The organism is Nesterenkonia sphaerica (assembly GCF_005771565.1).
Classification (GTDB): Bacteria; Actinomycetota; Actinomycetes; order Actinomycetales; family Micrococcaceae; genus Nesterenkonia; species Nesterenkonia sphaerica.
This window is the reverse complement of the sequence record NZ_VAWA01000015.1, coordinates 1-23,981: the sequence shown is the minus strand read 5'-3', so window position 1 is coordinate 23,981 and position 23,981 is coordinate 1. Positions and strand designations below refer to the sequence as shown.

The window sequence follows — 23,981 nt, the reverse complement described above, 5'->3', positions numbered from 1 at the left end:
TGCCGGGGACTCGGTAGACTGAATCAAATGAGCATTCTTCCTACGATCCGCTCACCCCAGGAGCTGTCCAAGCTCAGTCCTGAGCAGATGGAACGACTGGCCGAGGAGATTCGGCAGTTTCTTATCACCCATGTCTCCGCCACCGGAGGGCACCTGGGGCCGAACCTCGGCGTCGTTGAGCTCACCCTGGCGATTCACCGCAGCTTTGACTCTCCCCGGGACTCGGTGATCTTCGACACCGGGCACCAGTCCTATGTTCACAAACTGCTCACCGGGCGGCAGGACTTCTCTACACTGCGGCAGGAGGGCGGCCTGGCCGGCTATCCCGACAGGCGCGAGTCCGTCCACGACATCGTTGAGTCTTCTCACGCCTCCAGCTCCCTGGCGTGGGCGGATGGGATCTCCCGGGCCCGTGCGCTGGCAGGCGAGGGTGACCGGTATGTGGTCCCGGTCATTGGGGACGGCGCCCTCACCGGCGGGATGGCGTGGGAAGCGCTGAACAACATTGCCGCAGACAAGGACCGCCGGGTGGTGATTGTGGTCAATGACAACGGCCGGTCCTACGCGCCCACCGTGGGCGGAATCGCCAATCAGCTCTCGACACTCCGGCGCGGCTTCCTGGACAAGGTCCGCACCCACCCGGTGTATGAGTCTGTGATGGACGGGACCAAACGCCGACTCGTCAGCGGTGGTCCGATGAGCCAGATGGTCTACCGGAGCCTGCATGCCGCCAAGAAGGGCGCAAAGGACTTCTGGGCTCCCCAGGGGCTCTTTGAGGACCTCGGCATGAAATATATCGGTCCGGTGGACGGGCACGACCAGTCAGCCCTGGAGGAGGCTCTGGCGGATGCCCGCAAGTATGAAGGACCCGTGATCGTGCATGCCCTCACCGAAAAAGGTCGTGGCTACGCGCCGGCCCGTGCCGACGAAGCTGACCAGTTCCACGCTGTGGGTGTCATCGACCCTGAGACAGGGGACCCGGTCGCCCGCGGATCAGCACGCTCCTGGACCTCGGTGTTCGAAGAGGAGATCGCCGCGATCGCCGATGAGCGCCAGGACATTGTGGCCCTGACCGGGGCGATGCTCACCCCGGTGGGGCTGCGCACCCTGGCGGCACGGCACCCCGATCGAGTGATTGATGTCGGCATTGCCGAGCAGCATGCGGTCGCCTCGGCAGCCGGACTGGCCTATGGCGGCCTGCACCCCGTGGTGGCCCTTTACGCGACGTTCCTCAATCGGGCCTTCGACCAGGTGCTGATGGACGTGGCGCTGCACAATGCAGGGGTCACGTTCGTCCTCGACCGCGCCGGCGTCACCGGTCCCGACGGTCCCAGCCACCATGGAATGTGGGATCTGTCACTGCTGCAGATTGTGCCCGGCCTGCGCATCGCAGCACCCCGGGACTCAACACGATTGCGTGAGGAGCTTCGCGAGGCCGTCGCGGTGGAAGATGCTCCCACTGTGGTCCGTTTCTCCAAAGGCACCGTCAATGATGAGCTCGAAGCAGTGGAGCGGTTGCGGGACCACGTAGATGTGCTCTATACCAGCAGCGCGAAGGATGACGATGGTTCCTACACCAATGACGTCATGCTGGTCTCCGTGGGTGCGATGGGGGAACTCTCCCTCGATGTGGCCCGGCGCTTGGAAGATCAAGGGATCACTGCCACGGTGGTGGATCCGCGGTGGGTGCTCCCGGTGCCGGAGTCCGTGGTGGCGCTGGCGGCTCGTCACCGCATCGTGGTCTGCATCGAAGACGGTGTGAAAGCCGGCGGGGTGGGCTCCCGCATCCGGCAGGAGATGCGTGAAGCCGGGGTCGACACAGCCCTGAATGAGGTCGGACTTCCGGTGGAGTTCCTCGGCCACGGATCCCGAGGACAAGTGTTGGAGCGGGTGGGACTGACGTCCGCGCAGATCGCCCATGACACCGTGGCTCAGGTGCTCGGCACCAAAGTCCCGTTTGCCCGGCGCCTTCCCGGTGAGGATCTGCCCACTGGGGAGATCCCGGCCTTCCGCGCGCAGCCCTAGCTGTATCCATCGGAGACGTGGGTTGACTCAGTGTGATCCGTGCATCTGAACACTGACACGCCAACCACTGTCAATTCCGTGCGTTCTCCACCCCTCCCTCGTGCCTGAGAGCGTCGGATCTGAGATCCGTCGCTGATGGTGAGATGGAGCGATGTCATCGCACCCTGACCAAGGGAAGGGGTGATGCCCGCTGCTGCACCAGCCTCCCGCCACCAGATGGACCAACCTGTCAGGCCAATACACTGAGCGCAGCGGCGGAAGGCCGCCCGCTCAGTGGTGGAAAGGTGCGCCGTGGACTCGCTGGCTGATGCCCTGCTGGTCGAGGTACGGAGTGATCCCGCCGCGGTGGAAAGGCCAGCCGGCACCCAGGAGCATGCACAGGTCAATATCCTTGACCGAGGCCACCACCTGCTCCTGCAGCATCAGTCCGATCTCCTCGGCCAAGGCCTCCAGCACCGTGTTCAGCACCTCCTCGGAGGACTGCGCCGAGTCGCCGAAGTCCATCAGCTGCAGGGTGCAGTCCTTGATGTAGTGCTCACCAGCGGCGTCCTGGCTCCAGATTTCGGTGACTCCGTGGTCGATCAGCGTCTGCAGATTCTTGGAGACATAGAACCTCTCGCCGAAGGCGGCGTGGAGCGACTCGGTGACGTGCTGTGCCACCGGGAGGCCCACCATGGCCAGCAGCTCGAAGGGCGTCATGGGCAGCCCCAGGGGCTTCAGCGCCTGGTCCGCGGTGCGGGCGTCGGTGCCTTGGTCGAAGGCCTGCTGCACCTGGCCCATCAGTCTCAGCAGCAGCCGGTTGACCACGAACGCGGTGCTGTCCTTGGTCAGCACCGGAGTCTTTCGTAGCGAAGCTGCGAGGTCGAACGCTGTGGCGATCGGCTCATCAGCGCTGCGAGCGGTGCGGGCGATCTCCACCAGAGGCATGACCTGGACCGGGTTGAAGAAGTGGAATCCGATCACCCGTTCTGGGTGCTGCAGGTCGGCGGCCATCTCTGTGACTGACAAGGAGGAGGTGTTCGTTGCCAGGATGGTCTCTGGAGACACGATCCCCTCCAGCTCAGCGAAGACCTGCTTCTTGACTCCGAGCTCCTCGAAGACCGCCTCGATGACAAAATCCGCTTCTGCGTAGGCCGACTTATCCGTAGACCCGCTGACCAGGCCGGTCAGGGCTTCGGCCTGTTCTTGGGTCAGGCGCCCCTTCCTCACCTGTTTGGCGTTCTGCTCGGCGATGTAGGCCAGCGCCTGATCCACGCGCTGCTGGTTCACGTCGCTGATGACCACGGGCACACGCAGCTGCTGGGAAAACACCAGGGCCAGCTGAGAGGCCATCAGGCCCGCGCCGACGACGCCGACGCGCCCGATCGGGCGGGGACTGGCCGCCGGGACACCAGCAGGTTTCTTGGCCCGTTTCTGCACCAGTTCCATGAATCCGTAGACCACGTTCTTGAACTCGTCACTGACCAGGAGCTCACCGAGAGCTGCCACTTCACGGGCCCTGTCCTGCTCACGTGAGCTGTGCGGAACCTGGCGGAAGATGTCCAGTGCGCGCAGCGGACCGGGCGCAGTGTCACCCGTTTTCGCAGCCACCGTCTGCTCGGCAGTCTGGACAGCTGCCGCCCACGCCTCCGCGCTGGAATTGTGCGCCCGGCGCTGTGCCACATCGGTCAGGGCGGCGTCGTCGCCAGCGAGAATCCTGGACGCCCACTCCACCGAAGACTGTTCGAAGGTGGGTTCGTCCCAGAGGGCATCGGCGATGCCAAACTCATAGGCCTTGCGGCCGTTGAGAGTCTGGTTGTTGTTCAGCGCATTGACAAAGATGACCTGTGCTGCCGCCTCCGGGCCGATGAGCCGGGGGAGACGATAAATGCCTCCCCACCCCGGCACCAGACCCAGGAAGGCCTCGGGCAGCCCGATGGCCTTGGCGGAGGCTGAGATGCTCCGGTAGTCGGCAGGCAGGGCGACTTCCAGTCCGCCACCGAGCGCGGAGCCGTTGATGAACGCAAATGTCGGGGCTGGGAAATCTTCGACCAGATTGAACACGGTGTGGCCCAGCTCTGCCAGCTCGATGCCGTGCTGAGATTCGGTCAGCGACCGGGCGGAGACAATGTCCGCACCGGCTGCAAAGACCCCTGGTTTTCCGGTGATGGCCAGGGCGGTGATTTCCCCGGACCGGGCGCGATCGGCTTGCTCGCTGACGGCTTCCCCGAGAGCGATCAGTGACCCGGGTCCCAGCGTGTTGGGCCGCTTCTGGTCCCCGTTGTCCATCCGGAGCAGGGCCAGTGTGCCGGATCCTCCTGGCAGTGGAAGATCCTCAACCCGGGCGTGAGTGACCAATTCCTGAGGAAAGTTTTCGGTCAGGTGACGGTAGCGTGAGAACTCGGCGGGCAACTGTGGCCTCCTGTGGTGTGCGGGAAGAATGCGTTCCGCATCACATCCTACCCGCCGGTAATACCGGTGACCATCGGGGCCTACACCTCGCTGAGGTCCTCAGGTTCGAGCATCGCGACGGTGACGATCGCTGAAACTTGGTTGACCTGCCAGGGTCGAGCCCCGTGCTCAGCCAGTGCGCCAGCGACGGTGTCCGGATCGATCACCTCCGGCGGTGTCCAGCAGATCTGTTTCAGCACCGCGGGAGCCAGTAGCGACTCCGGCATCATCTGCAGCTGTTCCGCGCGCCGGGCGAGACGGTCTCGGGCGGTGCGGAACTGGCGGAAAGCCAACGGATTGCGGTCCTTCCATGTCCGGGGCGGGGGAGGGGCGCCGGTGGAACGCTGGGGGGCCGGCAGGTCCTCCGTCTGCGCGCCGGCCTGAATCGCACGGAGCCACCGGGGGGCCTCACGCTTGGCCGCCCGCCCCTGAAAGCCGGGAACCGCCAGCAGCTGCGGCACAGTCCGCGGAAGGGCGTCGGCCGCAGCGACCAATGCCCGGTCAGGCAGCAGATGGGTCGGGGCGAGGTCTCGGTTCTCCGCCAGCGACTCCCGCTCATTCCAGAGCTCGCGCAGCACGGCCAACTTCCGGGGGGACTTGAGCTTGCTGAGCCCAGAGGTCTTGCGCCAACGCTCAGATTTCGGCACGGTTACCGGCTCGAAGGTGCGCAGGTGCTCGAACTCCTGCTCTGCCCACACCGACTTCCCCTGAGACTCCAGCAGCGCAGCGAGCTTCTCACGCAACGGGAGGAGCAGGTCCACGTCCAAGGCTGCGTAGCGCAGCCACTCACTGGGCAGGGGCCTGCGTGACCAGTCTGCGGCGGAGTGCTCCTTGGCCAGCCGCACCTGAAGGAGCTGTTCGACCACCGCTCCCAGCCCTACCCGGGGCAGCCCTGCCAACCGAGCGGCCAGTTCGGTGTCGAACAGCCGGTGCGGCTGCATGCCCAGAGCAGCCAAACACGGCAGGTCCTGCGTGGCCGCGTGAAGTATCCACTCAGTGCCCTCAAGCGCCTGCTGCAGGGGCTCCAGGTTGTCAAACGGCTCAGGATCCACCAGCCAGATTCCCGCTCCCGCGCGCTTGAGCTGAACGAGGAAGGCGCGTTGACCGTACCGGAAGCCGGAGGCCCGCTCGGCGTCCACAGCCACGGGTCCGTGGCCGGCCGCCAGCGCATCAGCAGCGCGAGCCAGCCCGCGTTGACTGGCAATGACTGCAGGCACACCTTCCTCCGGCTCGGACTTCAATGGCAGCGACGGCGTCTCCGGATCCTCCATCAGCTCCTCCGAATATGGGGCAGGGCCACCACGCCGTCCGGCAGCGGAGGCAGTCCGGCAAAGGAGCACACCATGTCCGCCCACGCTTCCAGATGCGCGCCGAAGTGGGCGTCCTCGGGTGTCCAGGAGGCCCGCAACTCCACATCATTGGTGGCCTCGCGACGCTCCAGGGAGCCGAAGGACTCCGAGAGTATCCGGGTGGCGGTCCCGCCGGCGTGCGAGTGCTGGACCCCATGCTGGGCCAGGGAGTCGCTCAACCAGGTCCACGCCACCGAGGCCAACAGCGGGTCGTTGCCCATTTCAGGGTCCAGCTCCGCACGAATGTAGATCACCACCCGGAAATCCCCGCCCCAGGCCTGCTGTCCAGCAGGGTCATGCAGCAGAATAAAGCGACCGGTGGCCGGGTGGTCGGCGATTTCTGCACTCAGGGCTGCCGCATAGGGAGCCAGCCGAACCGGGGCGGGCACTTCTTCGACGACCGCGTCAGCGCGGGGAGAAGCGCGGCGCAGCTGGTCGATGGCGCTGCGAAACCGAGCAGGCAACTCATCGATGCTGGAGGCCGGCTGCGCGGGGCTTCCGGCGAGGGGGCCGAATACGCTCACTACCTAAGCCTATGGAATACCCCCACAGCAGGCGGTCAGGCACGCCGCGGCAGGGCGCAACTGAGCAGATCCTCGATCTGTTCGTCCGTCGTTTCCCAGGAGCACATCAGGCGGAGCACGGGGTTTCCTGAGGGCGCGGTATCCCAGGTATGGACCAGGTAGCTGCTCTGAATGCGCGCAGCCATCTCTGCAGGTACCTCCGGGAAGACCGCATTGACCGAAGGCATGGCAGCCACCCGCACTCCTTCCAGATCCTGCAGCCGCTGGGCCAACTTGGCCGCCTGGGCGTTGGCATGTTCGGCGTTTCGGTGCCAGAGCTCAGTGCTGAAAAGTTCGAGCAGCTGGCTGGAGATGAAGCGCTGTTTACTGGCCAGCTGCATGGAGTATTTGCGGATGAACCCCAGGCCGGCCACGCGGTCGGGGTTCACCACCACCACAGCCTCCGCGGCCAGCGCGCCGTTCTTCGTCCCGCCCAGCGAGACCACGTCGGCACCCGAATGCGCGGCCAGCTCGCCGAGTCCCACCCCCAGGGCCACCGCAGCATTGGCGAACCGTGCACCGTCAATGTGCACGCCCATACCGTGGTGGTGGGCGGCGGCGGAGACGGCTGCCAGCTCTTCGAGGCTGTAGAGGGTGCCGACTTCGGTGGACTGAGTGAGGGTCACCGCCAGCGGCTGGGCAGCGTGGACGAAGCCCACCGCACCCAGCTCAGCCTCAATATCGCTGACGTCCAGCTTGCCCTGCGGCGCCGCCCGGGGCAGGAGCTTGATGGACCCCAGCCGCTCCGGAGCGGCGCCTTCGTCGTTATTCAGGTGCGCTCCGGCGCTGCAGATGGCCGCGCCCCACCTAGGGAGCATCGCCTGCAGGGCGACGACATTTGCGCCAGTTCCGTTGAAGACCGGGTAGATCTCCGCCTGCGAGCCGAACTCCTGCTGAGCCCACTCCTCCAGAGCGGCTGAGGCGGCGTCGCCCCCGTATGGGGCCGCCGGTGCCTCATTGACCCGGGCGAGGGCGGTGATAATGCTGGGGCTGATGCCTGCGACATTGTCGGAGGCGAAACTGGGGTCCAGATGGGTCGCCGTCGAGCGCTGTTTTCCCATTTCAGTTGCCCACCGTGCCGGGGGCGTCGGAGGCCGGTTCGAAGGTCATGGACACCGAGTTGATGCAATAGCGCAGGTCGGTGGGGGTGTCGAACCCTTCGCCTTCGAACACGTGACCCAAGTGGGAGCCGCAGGATCCGCACTGCACCTCAATGCGGGTCATGCCCATGCTGGAGTCGTTGACGTAGGTCACGTTGGAATTCTCCGCGGGCTTGAAGAAGCTGGGCCACCCGCAGCGGGAGTCGAACTTGGTCTCCGAGGAGAAAAGTTTGGCCCCGCAGGCTTTGCAGAAATAGGTGCCAGGCTCCTTATTGTTCCAGTACTCTCCGGTATAAGGGCGTTCGGTGCCGCCTTCGCGCAGCACGTGGAATTCGAAGTCATTGAGATTCTCGCGGAATGGGTCGTTCTGCATGGCTCCAGTTTAGGGGCCGATGCGGAGCAGACGTACAGTGGGGGAAGTCAGAGGCTGCGGGAGGATAATGCAAGCTCAGCTCACACGGCGCGAAGCCGAGCCCACCCCCTGGGTGCGCTCGGCCCTGCTGGGCGCAGGGACGGGGTTGGCCGTCGGCACAGCGCTGGCCGGCCTGATGTCGAGCGCCTCGGCATACCTGGCTCGGATGGTGGTCGTCCCGGTCCACGACGCCTCAGAGCGCGTAGAGGTCCTCGCGGTGATCGAGGATTCCGACGGACTCCAGGTCATCCTGCCCGCCACCAAGGAGACCACGGTTCCCGGATGGTACGGGCTGCACTTCAACCGCGGTGCAGCCGTGGCTCAGATAGGTCAGATCACCGCCCTCGAGCGCCGGACGGTGACGCGCAGGGTGCTGGGCGTTCACGGCGGAGATCTGCGACGGACCAGGACGGGGTCATTCAGCTCCACGCTGTACCGCAGCCCTGCCGAAGCCGGATTCGACTACACCGATGTGACGCTCCGGCTTCCGGTCGGCGATGCTCCGGCCTGGTACGTCCCGCACGGCAACCCTGCCGGACCCTTGGCCGAGAAGAAAGTCTGGGCGATTATGGTGCATGGTCGCACCTCGACCCGTGCAGAGGGCATCAAAGGGCTGCCGGTGGCCCGGGCGCTCGGTGCGGATGCGCTGCTGGTATCCCACCGCAATGACGGAGAGGCACCCGCCGGTCCGGACGGACGCTACGGCCTGGGGGGCACCGAGTGGGAGGACGTGGAAGTCGCCGTTCGGTACGCGCTCGACCACGGCGCCGAGGACGTCATCCTCTTCGGCTGGTCCATGGGCGGTGCAGTGGCGCTGCAGGTAGCCGACCGGTCCCCGCTGACCACGAGGATCCGCAGCCTGGTGCTGACCGGTCCGGTCATCGACTGGATGGACGTGCTCAGTCATCAGGCCCGGTCCCGGCGCGTGCCCCAACCCGTCGGCCGCCTGGCCCAGTGGCTGCTGTCGAACGAAGCAGGCAGGAAAGTCACCGGCCTGGCCTCACCAGTGGACCTGAAAGCGCTGAATTGGATCGCCCGGGCGGACCAGCTGCACACCCGCACTCTGATACTGCACAGCGTCGACGACGCCGTCGTCCCCTATCAGCCCAGTCGGGAGCTGGCTGAGCGCAACGAGCTGGTCAGCTTTGTGCCCTTCGAGAAGGCCGGTCACGTCAGGGAGCGGAACTACGACCCGGACCGGTGGGACTCTGCGGTCTATGAGTGGTTGACCGACTTATTCAGCGAGCCCCTGCCCGGTGCCTCCGGCTGAAGGGTCGAAGCCTTCAAAGATCACATTGTCCGCCAGGGTCAGCGCCCGGGCCATGTCCTCTCGGGTAGTGATGGTCCACAGCAGCAGCGGCCACTTCTTCCGGATCAGCCGGGCACGCCGGGGGGTGGTGAAGCCGAACTCGTATCCGATGTAGTCAGGACGGGAGACCACGCTGAAGGCCAAGTTCTGCAGCATGCGCCGGGTTCCCCAGTTGATGGTCCGCACATCGGCCATGCTGCCGGAAAGCTGGCCGCGCAGGATCTCGGGAGCGTTCCGGCGGAACCAGCCCACAATGAAGGGGTCGAAGGACTGCACCGTCAGCGGGCCGCTGTAGTGACGAAGAGCGGCCGCGGTGGCCAGCGCGCGCAGATACCGTGGGTCGCCCGCTTTGATCTCGACCACCACCGGCACCCGGCCATCAATGTATTCCAGGGTCTCGACCAGGCCCGGCGGATGCTGATCCGTTCCGCCGATTCGTACCTGGCGCAGCTGCTCCAGGGTCAGCTCACGCACTCGTTGGGGCCGGTCGGAGAGCCTGCGCAAATCAGTGTCGTGGTGAACCACCATCTGATCGTCGGCGGTCAGCTGCACGTCGAGTTCAATGGGGAACCCCGCCTCAATGGCAGCCCCGAAAGCCCCCAGCGTGTTCTCCGGCAGCCGGTGGCTGTGCAGTCCACGGTGCGCCACCGGACGGCTCAGCAGCCAAGAGGGAGCCCGGCTCACGGGACCGGCACCAGATGCTGTCGAATATTACGCTTGATGCGTCCCAGCATGGCGGCCATGCCCCGCAGCCGCAGGGGGGTGATGGCCTTCGCCAGCCCTAGCCGTTGATGCAGATCGTCCGGGACAGCGAGTATCTCCTCGCCGCGGAGCCCGGAGAGTCCCTGCTGGAGGATGGAGGCGAACCCTCGGGTGGTTGGCGCTTCGGCGGGTGCGGCGAAGACCAGATCGACTGTGCCGTCCTCGTGGTGCTCCATCGCCAAGAACAGTGGGGACTGGCACTCCACCACCTGCTCCATGGATGCCGCATAGTTCTCGCCGTATTTCGCCGGAAGTTCCGGCAGCTCCCGGGAGAACTCGAGCAGCAGCTCCAGGCGCTCCCGGTCATCGACGGAGTGGAAGTCCTCGACGATCTCGGCCAGGGCCGGAGGAAGATGGGTATCCTCAGTCATGGGTTAAGCGTAGCCTGCGGGTCGGCCTGTCGGCGCCAGCGCCCCGGGGTGGCCGGATGGGCCCGCTACACGGGCGTAAAGTGGGGGTCATGTCTTCTGTCGTGCCGCCGCTGTCCGAACGCGCACCCCAGGTCACCGTCGATGATCTCCTGGCGGGACTGCGCCCCTCCTTCCGGTTCGCTGACGTCTCTTTCGACAGCTACATCCCCGACCCGCACCACCCCTCCCAGCAGCAGGCTGTCACCGCGCTGCGTGAGTTCTCCGGCACGGTGGGGAAACCGGCGTCGTCGTCCTTCTTCGGCAAGCTCTTCGGCGGCCGAGCCAAGCCGCACGGGCCAGCTGGAATTTACCTCGACGGCGGCTTCGGAGTGGGCAAGACGCACCTGTTGGCCTCGCTGTATCACGCTGCAGCCGAACAGGGGGTGCCGGAGGACCAGCGGGCCTTCGGAACATTCGTGGAGTATACGAACCTGGTCGGCGCGCTGAGCTTCCGCAAGACGGTGGAGGTGTTGAGCAGCTATCAGCTGATCTGCATCGACGAGTTCGAGCTCGACGACGCCGGGGACACCACACTGATGTCGCGGCTGCTGCGTGAACTGGCCGATGCTGGGGTGAAGCTCGCGGCCACCTCCAACACCCTGCCCGGTTCGCTCGGCGACGGGCGGTTTGCTGCGGCGGACTTCAAGCGCGAGATTCAGGTGCTGGCGGACCAGTTCCGGGTGATCCGGGTCGACGGCGAGGACTACCGTCACCGCGGGCTGCCTGAGGCCCCCGCCCCGCTGCGCACCGGCGAGCTGGAAGGTTTCGCCGAACGTGAATTTCCTGACCAGCAGCGGGCGGTGGATGACTTCACCACATTGTGTGAACACTTGAGCAAAGTTCATCCCAGCCGGTACCGGCAACTGGTCACGGGAGTGGACGTGCTGATCCTCAAGGACGTCGAGACCGTGGAGAGCCAGTCCTTAGGACTGCGCTTCGTGGTCCTGGCCGACCGGCTCTACGACCAAGACGTGAAGATCGTCGCCTCAGGGGTCCCCTTTGACCAGATGTTCACCGAGGAGATGCTCTCCAGCGGCTATATGAAGAAGTACTACCGGACAGTCTCACGACTCACCGCACTGGCCCGCGCAGGTCAGATGGGCGAGCAGGCGCTCTAGCGTTCAGAAAGGACAGGCAGCAATGGTCAAGCAGGAATGGTGGGAGGGCCTGGAAGCCAACAAGCCTCGGCAGAACCTCCGGGAATTCATCGACCAGCTGCGTGAGGGCGGCTACACCGTCCAGGACGGACACACCCCCGACCCCGACCTGATCGACCCCCAGGGCAACGCGGTGGAGACCTGGCAGGAGAACTATCCCTATGAGGAGCGGATGAGCCGGGAGCTCTACGAAATTGAGAAGTACCACCTACAGGTGGAGCTGCTGAAGTTCCAGTACTGGGCCGAGGACTTCGGGCTCAAGCATGTGATTGTCTTTGAAGGCCGGGATGCTGCTGGCAAGGGCGGCACGATCAAACGCTTCACTGAGCACCTCAATCCCCGCACGGCGCGTGTGGTGGCCCTGTCGAAGCCTTCAGACCGAGAACAGGGACAGTGGTACTTTCAGCGCTACGCCTACTACCTGCCGACCGCCGGAGAGATGGTCCTGTTCGACCGGTCATGGTACAACCGAGCCGGGGTGGAGCGGGTGATGGGCTTCTGCTCGGATGACGATTACGAGACATTCATGAACCAGGCGCCGAGGTTCGAACAGATGCTGGTCGATGCCGGCATTCACCTGACAAAATTCTGGTTCTCAGTGACGCAGAAAGAACAGCGCACCCGGTTCGCCATCAGGCAGATCGACCCCGTGCGGCAGTGGAAACTCTCCCCGATGGACCTGGAGTCCCTGGATCGGTGGGAGGACTACACGGAAGCGAAGGAAGAGATGTTCCGCCGCACCGACACCGACCACGCACCATGGATGACCATCAAGTCCAATGACAAGAAGCGAGCGCGGCTCAACGCCATGCGCCACTTCCTGGCGCAGTTCGAATACGAGGGCAAAGATCACGCAGTGGTGGGCGAGCCCGATCCGCTGATCGTCCAGCGTGGGCGCAACGCAGTCGGGGACTAGCCCCCCGGCCTAGCGGGAGCTGCACGGTAGGATCAGTGAGGCACCGCATACACCACACTGACTGACCGCTGAGGGAGACGCATTCAATGGGCGCTGACATCGGAGTGACTGGCCTTGCCGTCATGGGCGCAAATCTGGCTCGGAATCTGGCGAGGAACGGATACACCGTGGCCCTGCACAACCGCACAGTCGGCCGGACCGACGCGCTGATCAATTCCTACTCCTCCGAAGGCGAATTTGTCCGCACGGCGTCTTTGGCAGAACTGGTTGATTCGCTAGAGCGTCCGCGCCGCGTACTCGTCATGGTCAAGGCCGGAGCGCCAGTGGACGCAGTGATTGACGAGCTGACCCCGCTGCTGGAAGACGGCGACATTGTCATCGATGCCGGGAACTCGCACTACGAAGAGACCCGACGCCGCGAAGCGGCCCTGCGCGAGCACGGCCTGCACTTCGTGGGAGTCGGAGTCTCCGGGGGTGAGGAGGGTGCGCTGAACGGGCCCTCCATCATGCCGGGCGGGTCCAAAGAGTCCTACGCCACGCTGGGCCCAATGCTGGAGAAGATTGCCGCTGACTATCACGGCGAGCCCTGCTGCGCCTGGGTGGGCACCGACGGTGCGGGCCACTTCGTGAAGATGGTCCACAACGGAATCGAATACGCGGACATGCAGGTCATCGGCGAATCTTACGACCTGATGCGCTCGCTGACCGGTCTCGAGCCAGGGGAGCAGGCAAGAGTTTTCCGCGAGTGGAACACCACCGATCTAGCCTCGTACCTGATTGAGATCACCTCCGAGGTTCTGGAGCAGGAGGACGAGCTCACCGGCCGGCCATTGGTCGACGTGATTGTCGACGCCGCCGGGCAGAAGGGCACCGGACGGTGGACCGCCATCTCCGGCATGGACGTCGGGTCACCGGTGACCACGATCGCGGAGTCGGTCTTCGCCCGGTCGATCTCCTCGCAGCAGGAACTGCGCGCAGTGACCAACCGCGCCTTCCCGGCAGGTATCAACGAAGCGGTCACCGCTGAAGAGCTCTACGGCGCAGGGGACGCCCGCCAAGAGTTCGTGGAGGACATCCGCAAAGCGCTCTACGCCTCCAAGCTGGTCTCCTACGCCCAGGGCTTCGACATGCTCGCCGCCGCAGCAGAACAGTACGGCTGGGAACTTGATATGCGCACCATCGCCAGTCTGTGGCGTGCTGGGTGTATCATCCGTGCCGATCTGCTCGACACGATCATGAGGGCCTATGAGGCTCCTGCCGGTGAACGTCCGGCGAATCTGCTGCTGGCCCCGGAGTTCACCGAAGCGATCCACGAATGCTTGCCGGCCTGGCGGAGAGTGGTGGCTGCGGCGGCCACCTATGGTGTGCCTGCGCCTGTGTTCAGTTCCTCGCTGGCGTACTACGACTCCCTACGCAGAGACCGACTGCCGGCAGCCCTGACCCAGGGGCTGCGGGACTACTTCGGCGCGCACACCTACCAGCGTGTGGACAAGCCGGGCACGTTTCACACCCGCTGGTCCGGCGACAGGTCCGAGACCGAGGTCTGACTCACCCCACGCGCAGGGCGCTGGCCGCCGGGTCCCACTGACGTCCGGCGGCCGAGGCGTCCATAGCCTCATTGCTGAGCCGGTCAGCGTCGGCGTTCTCAGCCCGGGGGATCCAGGTGTAGGTGACCTGCAACGGGGACAGAATCTGGCTGGCTTCCTGGGCCAGGCGTTTCATGTCCTCGTGCTTGATCTTCCACCGCCCGCTCATCTGCTCGACCACGAGTTTCGAGTCCATACGGACCTCCACCGAGGCGCCGGGGTCGATCTGGCGGGCCAGTTCTAGTCCGGCGATGAGGCCGGTGTACTCCGCGACGTTGTTGCTGGCCTTCCCCAGGGGGACGGCTTTGACCGCGAGGAGGGCTCCCTGCCGGTCACGAACGAGCGCGCCGGCACCGGCGATTCCAGGGTTTCCGCGGCTGCCGCCGTCGGCTTCAACTATCAAGTCAGTCACAGACCAGCACTCTACCGTCGGCAGGCCTGACCCCGGGGCAGGCAGCGCCGGGTCACGTCCCTGGGGTGATGACAAAGTCCCAAGGATCGGTGTTGATTCCGGAAACGGCAATCTCCACCTCGTAGTCGCGGTCAGCCAGCGCCCGGTCCAGTGTCTGGGCGGCTGCAGGAAGCCACAGCCACTCGCTGGCGAAGTGCGACACATCAATGAGGTAGGGCCGCTGCCCGCCCGCAGCCTCACGCGCCTCAGAGGCCGGGTGGTGACGCAGATCGGCGGTGAGATACACATCCGCCTCGGCCTCGCTGGCGGCACTGAGCAGCGAATCCCCGGCGCCTCCGCACAGGGCCACCCGCTGGACGAAGGCGTTCCGGTCGCCCGCGACCCGCACGCCGCCCGCGACCGCGGGCAGCACCCCGAACACGCGGGCGGCGAAGTCCCCCAGAGTCGTACCTTCCGGCAGGCTGCCGACGCGTCCCAAGCCTTCCTCGGGCAGGCCCTCCGGCGCCTGGGCCAGCGGGCGGGTCTCCTGAAGCCCCAGGAGTTCGCACAGGACATCATTGACCCCGCCGACCGCCGAATCGCCGTTGGTGTGCGCGCTCAGCAGTGCGCATCCCGACTCGATGAGCCGGTGGACGGCAGCCCCCTTGTAGGTTCCGGCCTCCACACTGGTCACCCCCCGCAGCAGCAGCGGATGGTGGGTGATCAGCAGATCTGCCCCGGCAGTGCAGGCCTCCTCCACCACCTCGGAGACCGGGTCCACCGCGAAATGGATCTTGGTCACCTCCGCATCCCGACGACCGAGCACCAGCCCCACCGCGTCCCAGTCCTGGGCAAGGTTTGCCGGCCACAGGTCCTCGACGACGTCGAGCACCTCCTGCAGTGAAGGGGTGTGTGTCATGGCTCATTTCTACCCTGTTCCGGCACGGAGCCCCAGGAATGAACCGCAGGGTGGGGAAGTTGGCACCGGTATGACGGATCGGACAGTTGTTCTCGCCGCCGGGTGCTTCTGGTGCCTGGACTCCATCGCGCGAAAGCTCATCGGGGTCAGCCGTGTGCGCTCGGTCTATACCGGCGGGACCGGCCCTGCGCACTATCATGCGGTCTGTTCCGGGACCACCGGCCATGCTGAGGCGGTGGAGATCACTTTCGACCCGGGCGAGCTTCCCGCTGAGGTGCTGTACGAGATTTTCTTCTCCACTCACGACCCCACGTCGCTGAACCGGCAGGGTTACGACGTCGGCACCCAGTACCGCTCAGCCATGTTCTACACCTCTGCGGCGGAAAAGGCTGAATTTCAGCAAGCGATCGACGCCGCCCAACGGCACTTCACCGCCCCGATTGTCACCGCCCTGGAGCCCCTGGGTCAGGTCTACGAGGCGGAGCCGGAGCACCAAGACTTTCACTCCCGGCAGCCTGGAGTGGGTTACTGTCAGTTCATCATTGATCCCAAAGTGGCCAAGCTGCGCGCCGGATGGAGTCAGTGGCTGCGGCAGGAAGTCTCTGCCTGAGGTCCGACCACCGACGCAGCCAGCTTGGTCTGCGACGCACCACCGACATGTCACCGAAAGGACAGCTCTATGCCCATGCTCAACAACATCACTGAGGCCATCGGAAACACCCCTCTGGTGCGGCTGAACAAGCTGGACTCCGACCTCCCCGGCAATGTCGCGGTGAAGCTGGAGTTCTACTCACCGGCTTCCTCGGTGAAGGACCGGATCGGGGCAGCCATCATCGACGCGGCAGAGACCGCAGGGGCACTGACGCCCGGCGGGACCATTGTGGAGGGCACATCCGGCAACACCGGTATCGCATTGGCAATGGTGGGTGCTGCACGGGGCTACCGGGTGGTGCTGACCATGCCGGAGACGATGTCCACCGAGCGCCGGGTGATGCTGCGTGCCTACGGCGCGGAGATCGTGCTGACCCCCGGCTCCGAAGGTATGCGCGGCGCGGTGGAGAAGGCTAAGCAGATCGTGGAGGAGACCGACAACTCCATCTGGGCGCGTCAGTTCGCCAATGAGGCCAACCCTTCAGTCCACTACAACACCACTGGCGAAGAGATCTGGCGCGATACCGACGGTGCAGTCGACGCGGTGGTTTTCGGCATCGGCACCGGAGGCACCATCACCGGTGCAGGACGGCGTCTGCGCGAGTACAGCCCGGACATCCATATTGTGGCCGTCGAGCCGGAGGATTCACCGATCCTCTCCGGCGGGACCCCGGGCCCGCACAAGATCCAGGGCATTGGCCCGAACTTCGTCCCTGAGATTCTCGACCGCGGCATCTACAACGAGGTGATCACCGCCAACCTGGAGGAGTCTCTGGAGACCGCCCGTCAGCTGGGCAGCCAGGAGGGCATCCTCGGGGGCATCTCCACCGGCGCCAATGTGGCCTCCGCCCTGAAAGTCGCCGCACGTGAAGAAATGCGGGATAAGCTCATAGTGACAGTCGCATGCGACTTCGGGGAGCGCTACATCTCCACCATGCTCTTCGAAGACATCCGCGGCTAGGGCCACCAGGCACGTCGGAAGGACACACACGATGGGCTTCATCTCACGACTACGCGAGGACATCACCACTGCTCGCGAGCACGACCCCGCGGCTCGGTCGAACGTCGAAATTGTTCTGGCCTATTCGGGCCTCCATGCCATCTGGGCGCACCGGTTGGCGCATAAGATGTGGGGGGTGAAGCCGCTGAAGACCCCGGCGCGGGTGCTTTCCCAGGTGACCCGCGGACTCACCGGCATAGAGATTCACCCCGGCTCTACCATTGGCAGGCGCTTCTTCATCGACCACGGCATGGGAGTGGTGATCGGAGAGACCGCCGAGATCGGCGATGACTGCATGCTCTACCAAGGTGTCACCTTGGGCGGGACGTCGCTGGAGCAGAAGAAGCGCCACCCCACCCTGGGCAACGGGGTCACCGTCGGCGCCGGGGCGAAGGTGCTGGGTCCGGTGAACATCGGCGAGAATTCGGCGGTCGGCGCGAACGCGGTGGTGGTGAAGTCCGCCCCGGAAGAGTCTGTGCTGATCGGTGTCCCCGCCAAGGACCGCAAGCGGCGTGAAGAGGAGCACCAGCCGTTGGTGGATCCGGCCGCTTACGCGCTGGACCCCGCCCTCTTCATCTGAGCTCCGGACCTCCGGCGGGTCCGGGTTCCGTTTATTCGGACGTGGCCTCCGAGGTAATGAGATCCAGCTGATGAGGCTTCTTCGCGGTGGCGGCCCGCACCTCGACCTTCCAGCGCCGCGAAGCGAGGTGGGCGACGTCGTCGAGCGTCTTCGGCGGTGAATCTGCGCGCAGCATCATCCCTGTCAGCGTCCCCCGCGCAGCTTTGGCTGAATGGGTGACCACTGTGCGCCTGCCGTCCTTCTCCGTGAAGCTGTTCACCGCGACGGTCTTGTGCGGATCCGGCCGGAAAGCTGTGGCATAGGCAGCAGAACGGCAGTCGACCACCCATTGGTCCCGGATCCGTTCGCTCACCGGTGCCGCCAGCCGGTGCCTCCAGAACGCACTCAGCTTCCCGAGGGTGGGAAGCCTGACGTCCATGGCACAGCGGTAGGCCGGTATTCGGTCGGTGAAACCGGTGACGCCGAACAAGCCAGAAAAGATCAGCACACGCTCTGCCGCCCGCTGACGTTGCGAGCTGGTCAGCGTCTCGGCTGCCAGGGCATCGAAGAGCACACCGGAGTAGATGTGGTGAGCCGGCGCCGTGGGGGCCTGCTGCAACTCTTGGTTGGCGCTCACCTGTTCCATGACACGGTCCCCGACCCCAAGAACCTGCTGCGCCTCCTGCCGTCCGCTGACGTCGATCAGCTCCTGCAGCACCTGGTTCCGGTCCGGTGCGAGGCACGGCAGGGTCAGGGCATCAAGGTTGAGCGGTTCGGCGTGCGGATCGGTCGCGGCTGTTTTGCCTTCACTGGGCGGGAGCATGATGAGCACCGGGCCAGGGTAGCAAGCCGGGCGCTGATGTCAGGACGTACCATAGAGGACAGGGACGGGTCGGTCAGGCCATCGCGGCACGTAAGTGTCGAGGAAAGTCCGGGCTCCGCAGGGCAGGATGGTGGGTAACGCCCACTCGGGGCAACCCGCAGGCCAGTGCCACAGAAAACAGACCGCCCGTTGCTGCACTGCAGCGCGGGTAAGGGTGAAACGGTGGGGTAAGAGCCCACCAGCGCCTCAGGTGACTGAGGCGGCTAGGCAAACCCCATCCGGAGCAAGGTCGAGCAGGATACGCCCGAGGGCTGCCCGCCCGAGTATCCGGGTTGACCGCTTGAGGTCCGCGGCAACGCGGCACCCAGATGGATGATGGTCCACGACAGAACCCGGCTTACCGACCGGCCCGTCCCGCCTGCCGGTCTTGTATAGAGTAGATCCGTCAGCAAGACAAAGACGTCTTAGTCGAAAGGGTCCCCATCCTCCCATGTCCGCAGTGAGCAAGCACCTCAACGAATGGATCGACCGCGAAGCCCAAGCAGAGACCATGATCCCTCTGATCGGGCGGCTCTACCGCGAAAACAACGTGGTCACCAGCATCTATGGCCGCCAACTGGTCAACCAGTCAGCGATCGACATTCTCAAAGCACACCGATTCGCACGCCAGGTCGATGAGGTGGAGCTGCCCATCTCCGAGACACTGCCGCTGGTGCAGGCGCTGGACACATTGGACCTCGGGGCTGCCAGCATTGACCTGGCCCGCCTCAACAACCGATTCAAGTCTTCGCCGATCACTGACGTTGATGAGTTCCTTCGCGAGGAGTTCGCCGAGATCATCGGCCAGAAGGGGCAGGGGCGCGCCGAACCCCAGGACGTGGTGCTCTACGGATTCGGGCGCATCGGCCGGCTCCTGGCGCGCATTATGGTCGGGCACGCTTCCTCCGCCACAGGTTTGCGGCTGCGCGCTATTGTGGTGCGCCAAGGCAAGGGCAACGACCTCGCCAAGCGCGCCTCGTTGTTGCGCCGGGATTCGGTCCACGGACCTTTTGCGGGTTCTATCCGGGTCGATGAGGAGAACAGTGCCATCATCGCCAACGGCACCTACATCCAGGTGATCTACGCCTCGACCCCCGAAGAGGTCGACTACACCGCGTACGGCATCAACGACGCCGTGGTGGTGGATAACACCGGTATCTGGAGAGATGAGGAGGGGCTGAGCAAACACCTCCAATCCGCGGGTGCTTCCCGGGTGCTGCTGACTGCGCCGGGGAAGGGCGATATCAAGAACATTGTCTATGGGGTCAACCACTCCCAGATCAATGAAGATGCCCCCGTGATCTCCGCTGCCAGCTGCACGACCAATGCCATTACCCCTGTGGCGAAGCTGATGCAGGATCACTATGGAATCGACCATGGGCACGTGGAGACTGTCCACTCCTACACCAACGATCAGAATCTGATTGACAATTTTCACAAGGGCGAGCGCCGGGGGCGTTCCGCTGCCCTGAACATGGTGCTGACCGAAACAGGTGCCGCCAAGGCCGTGGCCAAAGCGCTTCCCGAGCTGGCGGGCAAGCTCTCCGGCAATGCAATCCGGGTTCCCACCCCGGATGTCTCGATGGCCATCCTGATCCTGGAGCTGCAGAGGGAGACCACCAAGGAGGAGCTCAACACGTTCCTCCGCAAGCAGTCCCTCGAAGGCCCGCTGCATTCCCAGGTGGATTACATCGACTCCGCCGAAGTGGTCTCCACGGACTTCGTCGGCTCTACTGCCGCCGGGGTAGTGGATGGATTGGCCACTATCGTCAACGGCAAGCAGGCCATCCTCTACGTCTGGTACGACAACGAGTACGGATACTCGGCGCAGGTGGTGCGCGTGCTGGAACACATGGCTCAGTCCGAGCCACCGAAGTATCCGCGACTCTGAGTGTCGCAGTGGTAGTTTCTACTGGTGCACAGACTAGCCGCAGGCGAGGCTGAGCGGCCCCACCTGAGATCTGAGGGAGTTCCTCGCGCCCTCATTCAGGGGTTCCTGGGCTCCCTTCTGGTGCTCTTCGGCTCCTTCGGTGTCGGATGGCTGGCCAACGGGTCGGTGATCAACCGGTGGTTCTGGGTCATTCCGCTGCGCACCGAACCGTGGGGGGTCGCGGTCACCACCGTGGCGCTGACCCTGGGCTGCTGGGTGATGTTTCACGCCTGGCTGCTGCTGGGCCGCGCGCTGCGAGAGCCAGAGCGCAGCCCCTGGCCGGCCGGCAGTCTGCGGATCGTCAATATTGCTACCGCCGTGTGGTCGTTACCCCACCTGGTCTGTGTGCCGATCTTCTCCCGCGACGTCTACGCCTACCTGAATCAGGGGCGTCTGGTGCTCGCCGGGGGCGACCCGTATCAGGAGGGGGTCTCCCAGCTGGACAACTGGTTCCATTTCGGCACAGACCCGATGTGGGCCCAGTCCGAGACTCCCTATGGTCCCATGTTCCTGTGGATCGAGGCGGCCGTCATGTGGCTCACCAGCAACCAGGTCGACGCCGCGGTGCTGTTGTTCCGCCTGGCCTGCGTGGCCGGGGTAGTGCTGATCATGATCTACCTGCCCAAACTTGCAGAGCACTTCGGGACCCACGCAGGTCGCGCGCAGTGGCTAGCGTGCGCGAATCCGCTGTTCATCATCAGCTTCATCTCCAGCGCCCACAACGACGCGCTGATGATGGGTTTCGCCTTGGCTGGCATCTATGCCGCGGCCACTGCGGATAAACATTGGTCTCGGGGAGTGGTGGCCACTGTCCTGGTCACGGTCTCCATTGGTATGAAGATCATCTCCATGGTGCTGCTGCCGTTCGTGGCACTGTTGTGGGCTGCTGCCCGGGCTGAAGGCGAAAGTGGCTGGATGCGGAAGTTCCGGTACTGGTGCCTCACCGCAGGCTTGACCGGGGCCATTCTGCTCCTGGTCGGGTGGGTTAACGGGTACGGGCTCCGCTGGATCATGGTGCTGGCAGGCACCGGCGACACAGGAAAGTCGTTCTGGTCACCTGTCGGGATTGTGGATGACACGTTGAGCAATACGCTGCATGCGCTGGGTCAGGACGCCGACTGGACGTTGGACGCACTGCGGCTGGCCGGCCGGCTCGCCAGCGTCCTGATCGTGGTGCTGCTGATGTTCATCGGCCGCGACCGCCACATCATGCAACGCATGACGTGGGCGTTCGCCGCGCTGGTGGTGCTCTCACCCATCATTCACCCGTGGTACCTGTTGTGGCTGCTGCCTCTGTTTGCCGCGGTGGGCGTCCGCAACGACTGGCAGACCAAGTGGGTCGTCTTCACCGTGGGCTTCTTCATTTGCTACGGAGCCCAGGACCAGCTCTCAGTGTGGGAGTTCCTCGACCTCGATCAAGAGATGCTGCGCCTGTCCCTGGCGACTTCCGCGGCGTCGATGCTGCTCATAGCGCTCCTACCCTCAGCTCGATGGATGTGGACACAAGGGTGGTTTGCCGCTCCGCTGCATTTCAAAGCCCCAGGACTTGGCCGCACCTATGCGCTGCACACCTACGACCGCATCCGGCTGGAAACCGTGGAGCCGGGACGCCGCGCCAGCTCAGGAGCCCACAGCGCTGAACAATTGCACACCGGTGAGCTGCCGGTCACCGCAGAGCAGTCCAAGGCCCCTCAGTGACCCGCCCTGCTGTCCGGGAGATGCTGGCGCTTTTCGCTGTCATGGCGGGGTTCGCCGCACTGTACCTGGCGCATTCTCTGCTGCGGTTCCGCAACTTCGAAGCCCGCGGTTATGACCTTGGGATATTCGACCAGGCGGTACGCCGCTACGCTGAGTTCGAGGCACCGCTGGTGCCCATCAAGGGCGAGAATTTTCATCTGCTCGGTGATCACTTCCACCCGATCATCGCTGTGCTGGCCCCGCTGTACTGGCTCTGGGGCGACCCGCGCGTGCTCAATATCGCCTTGGTGGTGCTGCTGGTCAGCGCCGCGGTGCCGATCTTTCTGCTCGTGCGGGGGTGGTTCAGCTTCCGCATCGGTATTCTCGCCGCAGCCGCGCTGCTTGCCTGGTGGCCCTTCCAGGTGTTTATTGACTGGGACTTCCACGAAATCGCTTTCGCGGTCCCGATCCTCGGCTGGGTGATCTGGGCTGTGGAGCGCCGCCGCCCGTGGATCGCAGTCGTGCTCTCAGCGGTGCTGCTGCTGGTGCGTGAGGATATGGGCGCCACCTGTATCGCGATTGCCGCAGTTCTGCTGATGCGACGGCACTGGCTCCCGGCTGCGGTGCTAGGTGCCGCGGGGCTCACTGGGCTCTGGGTCGCCGTCGGGCTGGTCATCCCGCATTTTGCCGCCGATGGAGAGTTTTCCTACTGGCACTACTCAGCACTGGGGCCCAGCGCGGGAGCTGCGGCTGTCTTCCTCCTCACCCAACCCTGGAACGCGCTGCCGGTGCTGGTGGACCATCCGCTGAAGATCGCGCTGCTGACCGCGCACTTGCTGCCGCTGTGGCTGCTGCCGCTGGCCTCGCCGTACACGCTCATCGCGCTGCCGATGCTGCTCTCCCGGCTCCTCAACGACCGGTTGACCGTCTGGGGCCTTGTCTACCACTACGACGCGCCCATTGCGGTGATTTTCGTGTTGGCCGCGTTCGACACCCTGCGCCGGATCCGCAACCGGCTGCGCCCACGCCGGGACTCGTTCCGGCCCGCAGCCGTGCTGCCGATGAGTCTGATTGCGCTCTCACTGGTGGGTGGCGCGGTGATGCAGGTGGCCACCGAACGCGAGCATCACATCTTTCCCCTCCACTGGACCTATACGGGACAGAATTGGCAGTTCCCTGACCGCGCTCAGGCCCATCAGCGTGCGGTCGATCTCATCCCGGACGGAGCGTGCGTGGAGGCCGCCGACACCGCTGCGCCCCACCTGACCGGCCGAGCCTACGTGGGCCTAGCCGGCACACTGGATGACCAGCGGGTCAATTGGCTGATCATCGATTCCTGGGCCGATGAACTCGGCGGCAGCGACCCCCTGACTCCGGAGGAGGCGTTCGCCCGAGCAGAGCGGTTGGGTTTTGATACCGTCACCGCTGACGACTATGGCCTGTGGGTTCTCCACCGGGGCGTTCCCCCTGACCGAACCTGCGTCGAATACGTGGACTAGGGCATGTCTCCTAATTGCGTAGCCAGGCGACCACGGCGCAGAGCACTGCGGTGGCCCGGTAGGTGATGGCCAGCTTCTCGTATCGGGTGGCGATGCCGCGCCATTGCTTGGCCAGTCCGAAGTGGCGTTCAACGACGTTGCGGCCCTTGTAGAGCATGGCGTCGAAGGTCGGCGGCCGGCCACCTGTTGAACCTTTATTCTTCCGCGAGGTCTTCTCGTTGGACTTCTGCGGGATCACCGCCTTCACTCCCCGGGTGGTGAGGTAGTTCCGAATGATCCCGTTGGAGTAGGCCTTATCGGCAATCACCGCATCAGGCCGCGTTCTAGGTGTAGTTCCCCGACACGTTGTGATCGGTCCGTGAAGTAGGCGGAGACCTCCGGTATCGATGTGGGTGTACCACCACTCACGACTCGATATGGAGGTCTCCTATGGTTCACCGTAGATCACCACTGACCCCAGAAGGAAGGCGACGC

At 64.7% G+C, this 23,981-nt stretch carries 21 protein-coding genes, 1 other RNA gene and 1 pseudogene; 12 read left to right on the top strand and 11 right to left on the bottom strand.

Translation table 11 applies throughout. From position 1 onward, the window contains the following. Positions 1 to 27 precede the first annotated feature (27 nt). Complete coding sequence (gene dxs / locus FEF27_RS10535) at positions 28 to 2,025, top strand: 1-deoxy-D-xylulose-5-phosphate synthase (protein ID WP_138170821.1); 1,998 nt, start codon at positions 28 to 30, stop codon at positions 2,023 to 2,025. Positions 2,026 to 2,295: 270 nt separating this feature from the next. Here the strand turns inward: dxs and FEF27_RS10530 are convergent, their stop codons facing one another. The 5 genes from FEF27_RS10530 to msrB form a co-directional block, all read right to left on the bottom strand. Beyond that, the gene (locus FEF27_RS10530; protein WP_243729202.1) at positions 2,296 to 4,416 is read right to left on the bottom strand and encodes a 3-hydroxyacyl-CoA dehydrogenase NAD-binding domain-containing protein; all 2,121 of its coding nucleotides are present in this window, start codon (positions 4,414 to 4,416) and stop codon (positions 2,296 to 2,298) included. A gap of 80 nt (positions 4,417 to 4,496) precedes the next feature. Then, positions 4,497 to 5,726, bottom strand: coding sequence for an HRDC domain-containing protein (locus FEF27_RS10525; protein WP_138170820.1), 1,230 nt, complete (start codon positions 5,724 to 5,726; stop codon positions 4,497 to 4,499). Then, a complete protein-coding gene (locus tag FEF27_RS10520; protein ID WP_138170819.1) occupies positions 5,726 to 6,328 on the bottom strand; it encodes a DUF3000 domain-containing protein in 603 nt (200 codons plus the stop codon). The genes FEF27_RS10525 and FEF27_RS10520 overlap by 1 nt, the downstream gene beginning before the upstream one ends. Before the next feature lie 35 nt (positions 6,329 to 6,363). Then, positions 6,364 to 7,428: a threonine aldolase family protein gene (locus FEF27_RS10515; protein WP_138170818.1), complete on the bottom strand. Its 1,065-nt coding sequence runs from the start codon at positions 7,426 to 7,428 to the stop codon at positions 6,364 to 6,366. A 1-nt stretch (position 7,429) separates the two neighbouring features. Then, a complete protein-coding gene (msrB, locus tag FEF27_RS10510) occupies positions 7,430 to 7,840 on the bottom strand; it encodes a peptide-methionine (R)-S-oxide reductase MsrB (protein ID WP_138170817.1) in 411 nt (136 codons plus the stop codon). Between the two features lie 67 nt (positions 7,841 to 7,907). Between msrB and FEF27_RS10505 the strand changes: the two genes are divergently transcribed. Next, positions 7,908 to 9,149, top strand: coding sequence for an alpha/beta hydrolase family protein (locus FEF27_RS10505; RefSeq protein WP_243729201.1), 1,242 nt, complete (start codon positions 7,908 to 7,910; stop codon positions 9,147 to 9,149). Here FEF27_RS10505 and FEF27_RS10500 read toward each other — a convergent pair. Continuing rightward, on the bottom strand, positions 9,114 to 9,872 hold the full coding sequence (locus FEF27_RS10500) for a glycerophosphodiester phosphodiesterase family protein (RefSeq protein ID WP_138170815.1): 759 nt from the start codon (positions 9,870 to 9,872) through the stop codon (positions 9,114 to 9,116). The two genes, FEF27_RS10505 and FEF27_RS10500, sit on opposite strands and share 36 nt — an antisense overlap. Further along, on the bottom strand, positions 9,869 to 10,321 hold the full coding sequence (locus tag FEF27_RS10495) for a SufE family protein (RefSeq protein WP_138170814.1): 453 nt from the start codon (positions 10,319 to 10,321) through the stop codon (positions 9,869 to 9,871). Before FEF27_RS10495 ends, FEF27_RS10500 begins: the two co-directional genes overlap by 4 nt. 89 nt (positions 10,322 to 10,410) lie before the next feature. Here FEF27_RS10495 and zapE point away from each other — a divergent pair, with 89 nt between their 5' ends. From zapE to gndA, 3 genes are all read left to right on the top strand, one after another. Continuing rightward, positions 10,411 to 11,478 carry a cell division protein ZapE gene (gene zapE, locus FEF27_RS10490; RefSeq protein WP_138170813.1) on the top strand — a complete coding sequence of 356 codons (1,068 nt, stop codon included), beginning with the start codon at positions 10,411 to 10,413 and terminating at the stop codon, positions 11,476 to 11,478. Positions 11,479 to 11,500: 22 nt separating this feature from the next. Then, complete coding sequence (gene ppk2, locus FEF27_RS10485; protein WP_138170812.1) at positions 11,501 to 12,433, top strand: polyphosphate kinase 2; 933 nt, start codon at positions 11,501 to 11,503, stop codon at positions 12,431 to 12,433. Positions 12,434 to 12,519: 86 nt separating this feature from the next. Beyond that, the gene (gndA, locus tag FEF27_RS10480) at positions 12,520 to 13,980 is read left to right on the top strand and encodes an NADP-dependent phosphogluconate dehydrogenase (protein ID WP_138170811.1); all 1,461 of its coding nucleotides are present in this window, start codon (positions 12,520 to 12,522) and stop codon (positions 13,978 to 13,980) included. Position 13,981: 1 nt separating this feature from the next. Here gndA and FEF27_RS10475 read toward each other — a convergent pair whose 3' ends face one another. After that, positions 13,982 to 14,431 carry a reverse transcriptase-like protein gene (locus tag FEF27_RS10475; RefSeq protein WP_424991679.1) on the bottom strand — a complete coding sequence of 150 codons (450 nt, stop codon included), beginning with the start codon at positions 14,429 to 14,431 and terminating at the stop codon, positions 13,982 to 13,984. A 52-nt stretch (positions 14,432 to 14,483) separates the two neighbouring features. After that, positions 14,484 to 15,329: a Nif3-like dinuclear metal center hexameric protein gene (locus FEF27_RS10470; protein ID WP_138170810.1), complete on the bottom strand. Its 846-nt coding sequence runs from the start codon at positions 15,327 to 15,329 to the stop codon at positions 14,484 to 14,486. Between the two features lie 70 nt (positions 15,330 to 15,399). On the opposite strand from FEF27_RS10470, the gene msrA reads away from it, so the two are divergent. The 3 genes from msrA (at position 15,400) to epsC (ending at position 17,560) form a co-directional block, all read left to right on the top strand. Further along, a complete protein-coding gene (gene msrA / locus FEF27_RS10465; protein WP_138170809.1) occupies positions 15,400 to 15,939 on the top strand; it encodes a peptide-methionine (S)-S-oxide reductase MsrA in 540 nt (179 codons plus the stop codon). Between the two features lie 69 nt (positions 15,940 to 16,008). Beyond that, positions 16,009 to 16,941, top strand: coding sequence for a cysteine synthase A (cysK, locus tag FEF27_RS10460; RefSeq protein ID WP_138170808.1), 933 nt, complete (start codon positions 16,009 to 16,011; stop codon positions 16,939 to 16,941). 31 nt (positions 16,942 to 16,972) lie between these two features. Further along, entirely contained in the window at positions 16,973 to 17,560 is a 588-nt protein-coding gene (gene epsC, locus FEF27_RS10455; protein ID WP_138170807.1) for a serine O-acetyltransferase EpsC, read from the top strand. A gap of 31 nt (positions 17,561 to 17,591) precedes the next feature. On the opposite strand, the gene FEF27_RS10450 is transcribed toward epsC, so the two are convergent. Further along, entirely contained in the window at positions 17,592 to 18,362 is a 771-nt protein-coding gene (locus FEF27_RS10450; protein ID WP_243729205.1) for a YaaA family protein, read from the bottom strand. 65 nt (positions 18,363 to 18,427) lie between these two features. Here FEF27_RS10450 and rnpB point away from each other — a divergent pair. The 4 genes from rnpB (at position 18,428) to FEF27_RS10430 (ending at position 23,507) form a co-directional block, all read left to right on the top strand. Then, an RNA gene (gene rnpB / locus FEF27_RS10445) (RNase P RNA component class A) lies at positions 18,428 to 18,778 on the top strand. A 74-nt stretch (positions 18,779 to 18,852) separates the two neighbouring features. Beyond that, the gene (locus FEF27_RS10440; protein WP_138170805.1) at positions 18,853 to 20,292 is read left to right on the top strand and encodes a glyceraldehyde-3-phosphate dehydrogenase; all 1,440 of its coding nucleotides are present in this window, start codon (positions 18,853 to 18,855) and stop codon (positions 20,290 to 20,292) included. Between the two features lie 24 nt (positions 20,293 to 20,316). Then, positions 20,317 to 22,029, top strand: a complete 1,713-nt coding sequence (mptB, locus tag FEF27_RS10435) for a polyprenol phosphomannose-dependent alpha 1,6 mannosyltransferase MptB (RefSeq protein WP_138170804.1) — start codon at positions 20,317 to 20,319, stop codon at positions 22,027 to 22,029. Continuing rightward, complete coding sequence (locus FEF27_RS10430) at positions 22,026 to 23,507, top strand: DUF2079 domain-containing protein (RefSeq protein WP_138170803.1); 1,482 nt, start codon at positions 22,026 to 22,028, stop codon at positions 23,505 to 23,507. Before mptB ends, FEF27_RS10430 begins: the two co-directional genes overlap by 4 nt. 10 nt (positions 23,508 to 23,517) lie before the next feature. Here the strand turns inward: FEF27_RS10430 and FEF27_RS10425 are convergent. Then, positions 23,518 to 23,835 (bottom strand): annotated as a pseudogene (locus FEF27_RS10425) (transposase); the annotation flags it as partial. Positions 23,836 to 23,981: the final 146 nt, after the last annotated feature.

Coding starts and splice junctions, on each gene's coding strand:
- dxs (WP_138170821.1), top strand. CDS start 28: ATGAGCATTCTTCCTACGATCCGCTCACCCCAGGAGCTGTCCAAGCTC.
- FEF27_RS10525 (WP_138170820.1), bottom strand. CDS start 5,726: ATGGAGGATCCGGAGACGCCGTCGCTGCCATTGAAGTCCGAGCCGGAG.
- FEF27_RS10515 (WP_138170818.1), bottom strand. CDS start 7,428: ATGGGAAAACAGCGCTCGACGGCGACCCATCTGGACCCCAGTTTCGCC.
- msrB (WP_138170817.1), bottom strand. CDS start 7,840: ATGCAGAACGACCCATTCCGCGAGAATCTCAATGACTTCGAATTCCAC.
- FEF27_RS10505 (WP_243729201.1), top strand. CDS start 7,908: ATGCAAGCTCAGCTCACACGGCGCGAAGCCGAGCCCACCCCCTGGGTG.
- FEF27_RS10495 (WP_138170814.1), bottom strand. CDS start 10,321: ATGACTGAGGATACCCATCTTCCTCCGGCCCTGGCCGAGATCGTCGAG.
- zapE (WP_138170813.1), top strand. CDS start 10,411: ATGTCTTCTGTCGTGCCGCCGCTGTCCGAACGCGCACCCCAGGTCACC.
- ppk2 (WP_138170812.1), top strand. CDS start 11,501: ATGGTCAAGCAGGAATGGTGGGAGGGCCTGGAAGCCAACAAGCCTCGG.
- gndA (WP_138170811.1), top strand. CDS start 12,520: ATGGGCGCTGACATCGGAGTGACTGGCCTTGCCGTCATGGGCGCAAAT.
- FEF27_RS10470 (WP_138170810.1), bottom strand. CDS start 15,329: ATGACACACACCCCTTCACTGCAGGAGGTGCTCGACGTCGTCGAGGAC.
- msrA (WP_138170809.1), top strand. CDS start 15,400: ATGACGGATCGGACAGTTGTTCTCGCCGCCGGGTGCTTCTGGTGCCTG.
- cysK (WP_138170808.1), top strand. CDS start 16,009: ATGCCCATGCTCAACAACATCACTGAGGCCATCGGAAACACCCCTCTG.
- epsC (WP_138170807.1), top strand. CDS start 16,973: ATGGGCTTCATCTCACGACTACGCGAGGACATCACCACTGCTCGCGAG.
- FEF27_RS10450 (WP_243729205.1), bottom strand. CDS start 18,362: ATGCTCCCGCCCAGTGAAGGCAAAACAGCCGCGACCGATCCGCACGCC.
- FEF27_RS10440 (WP_138170805.1), top strand. CDS start 18,853: ATGTCCGCAGTGAGCAAGCACCTCAACGAATGGATCGACCGCGAAGCC.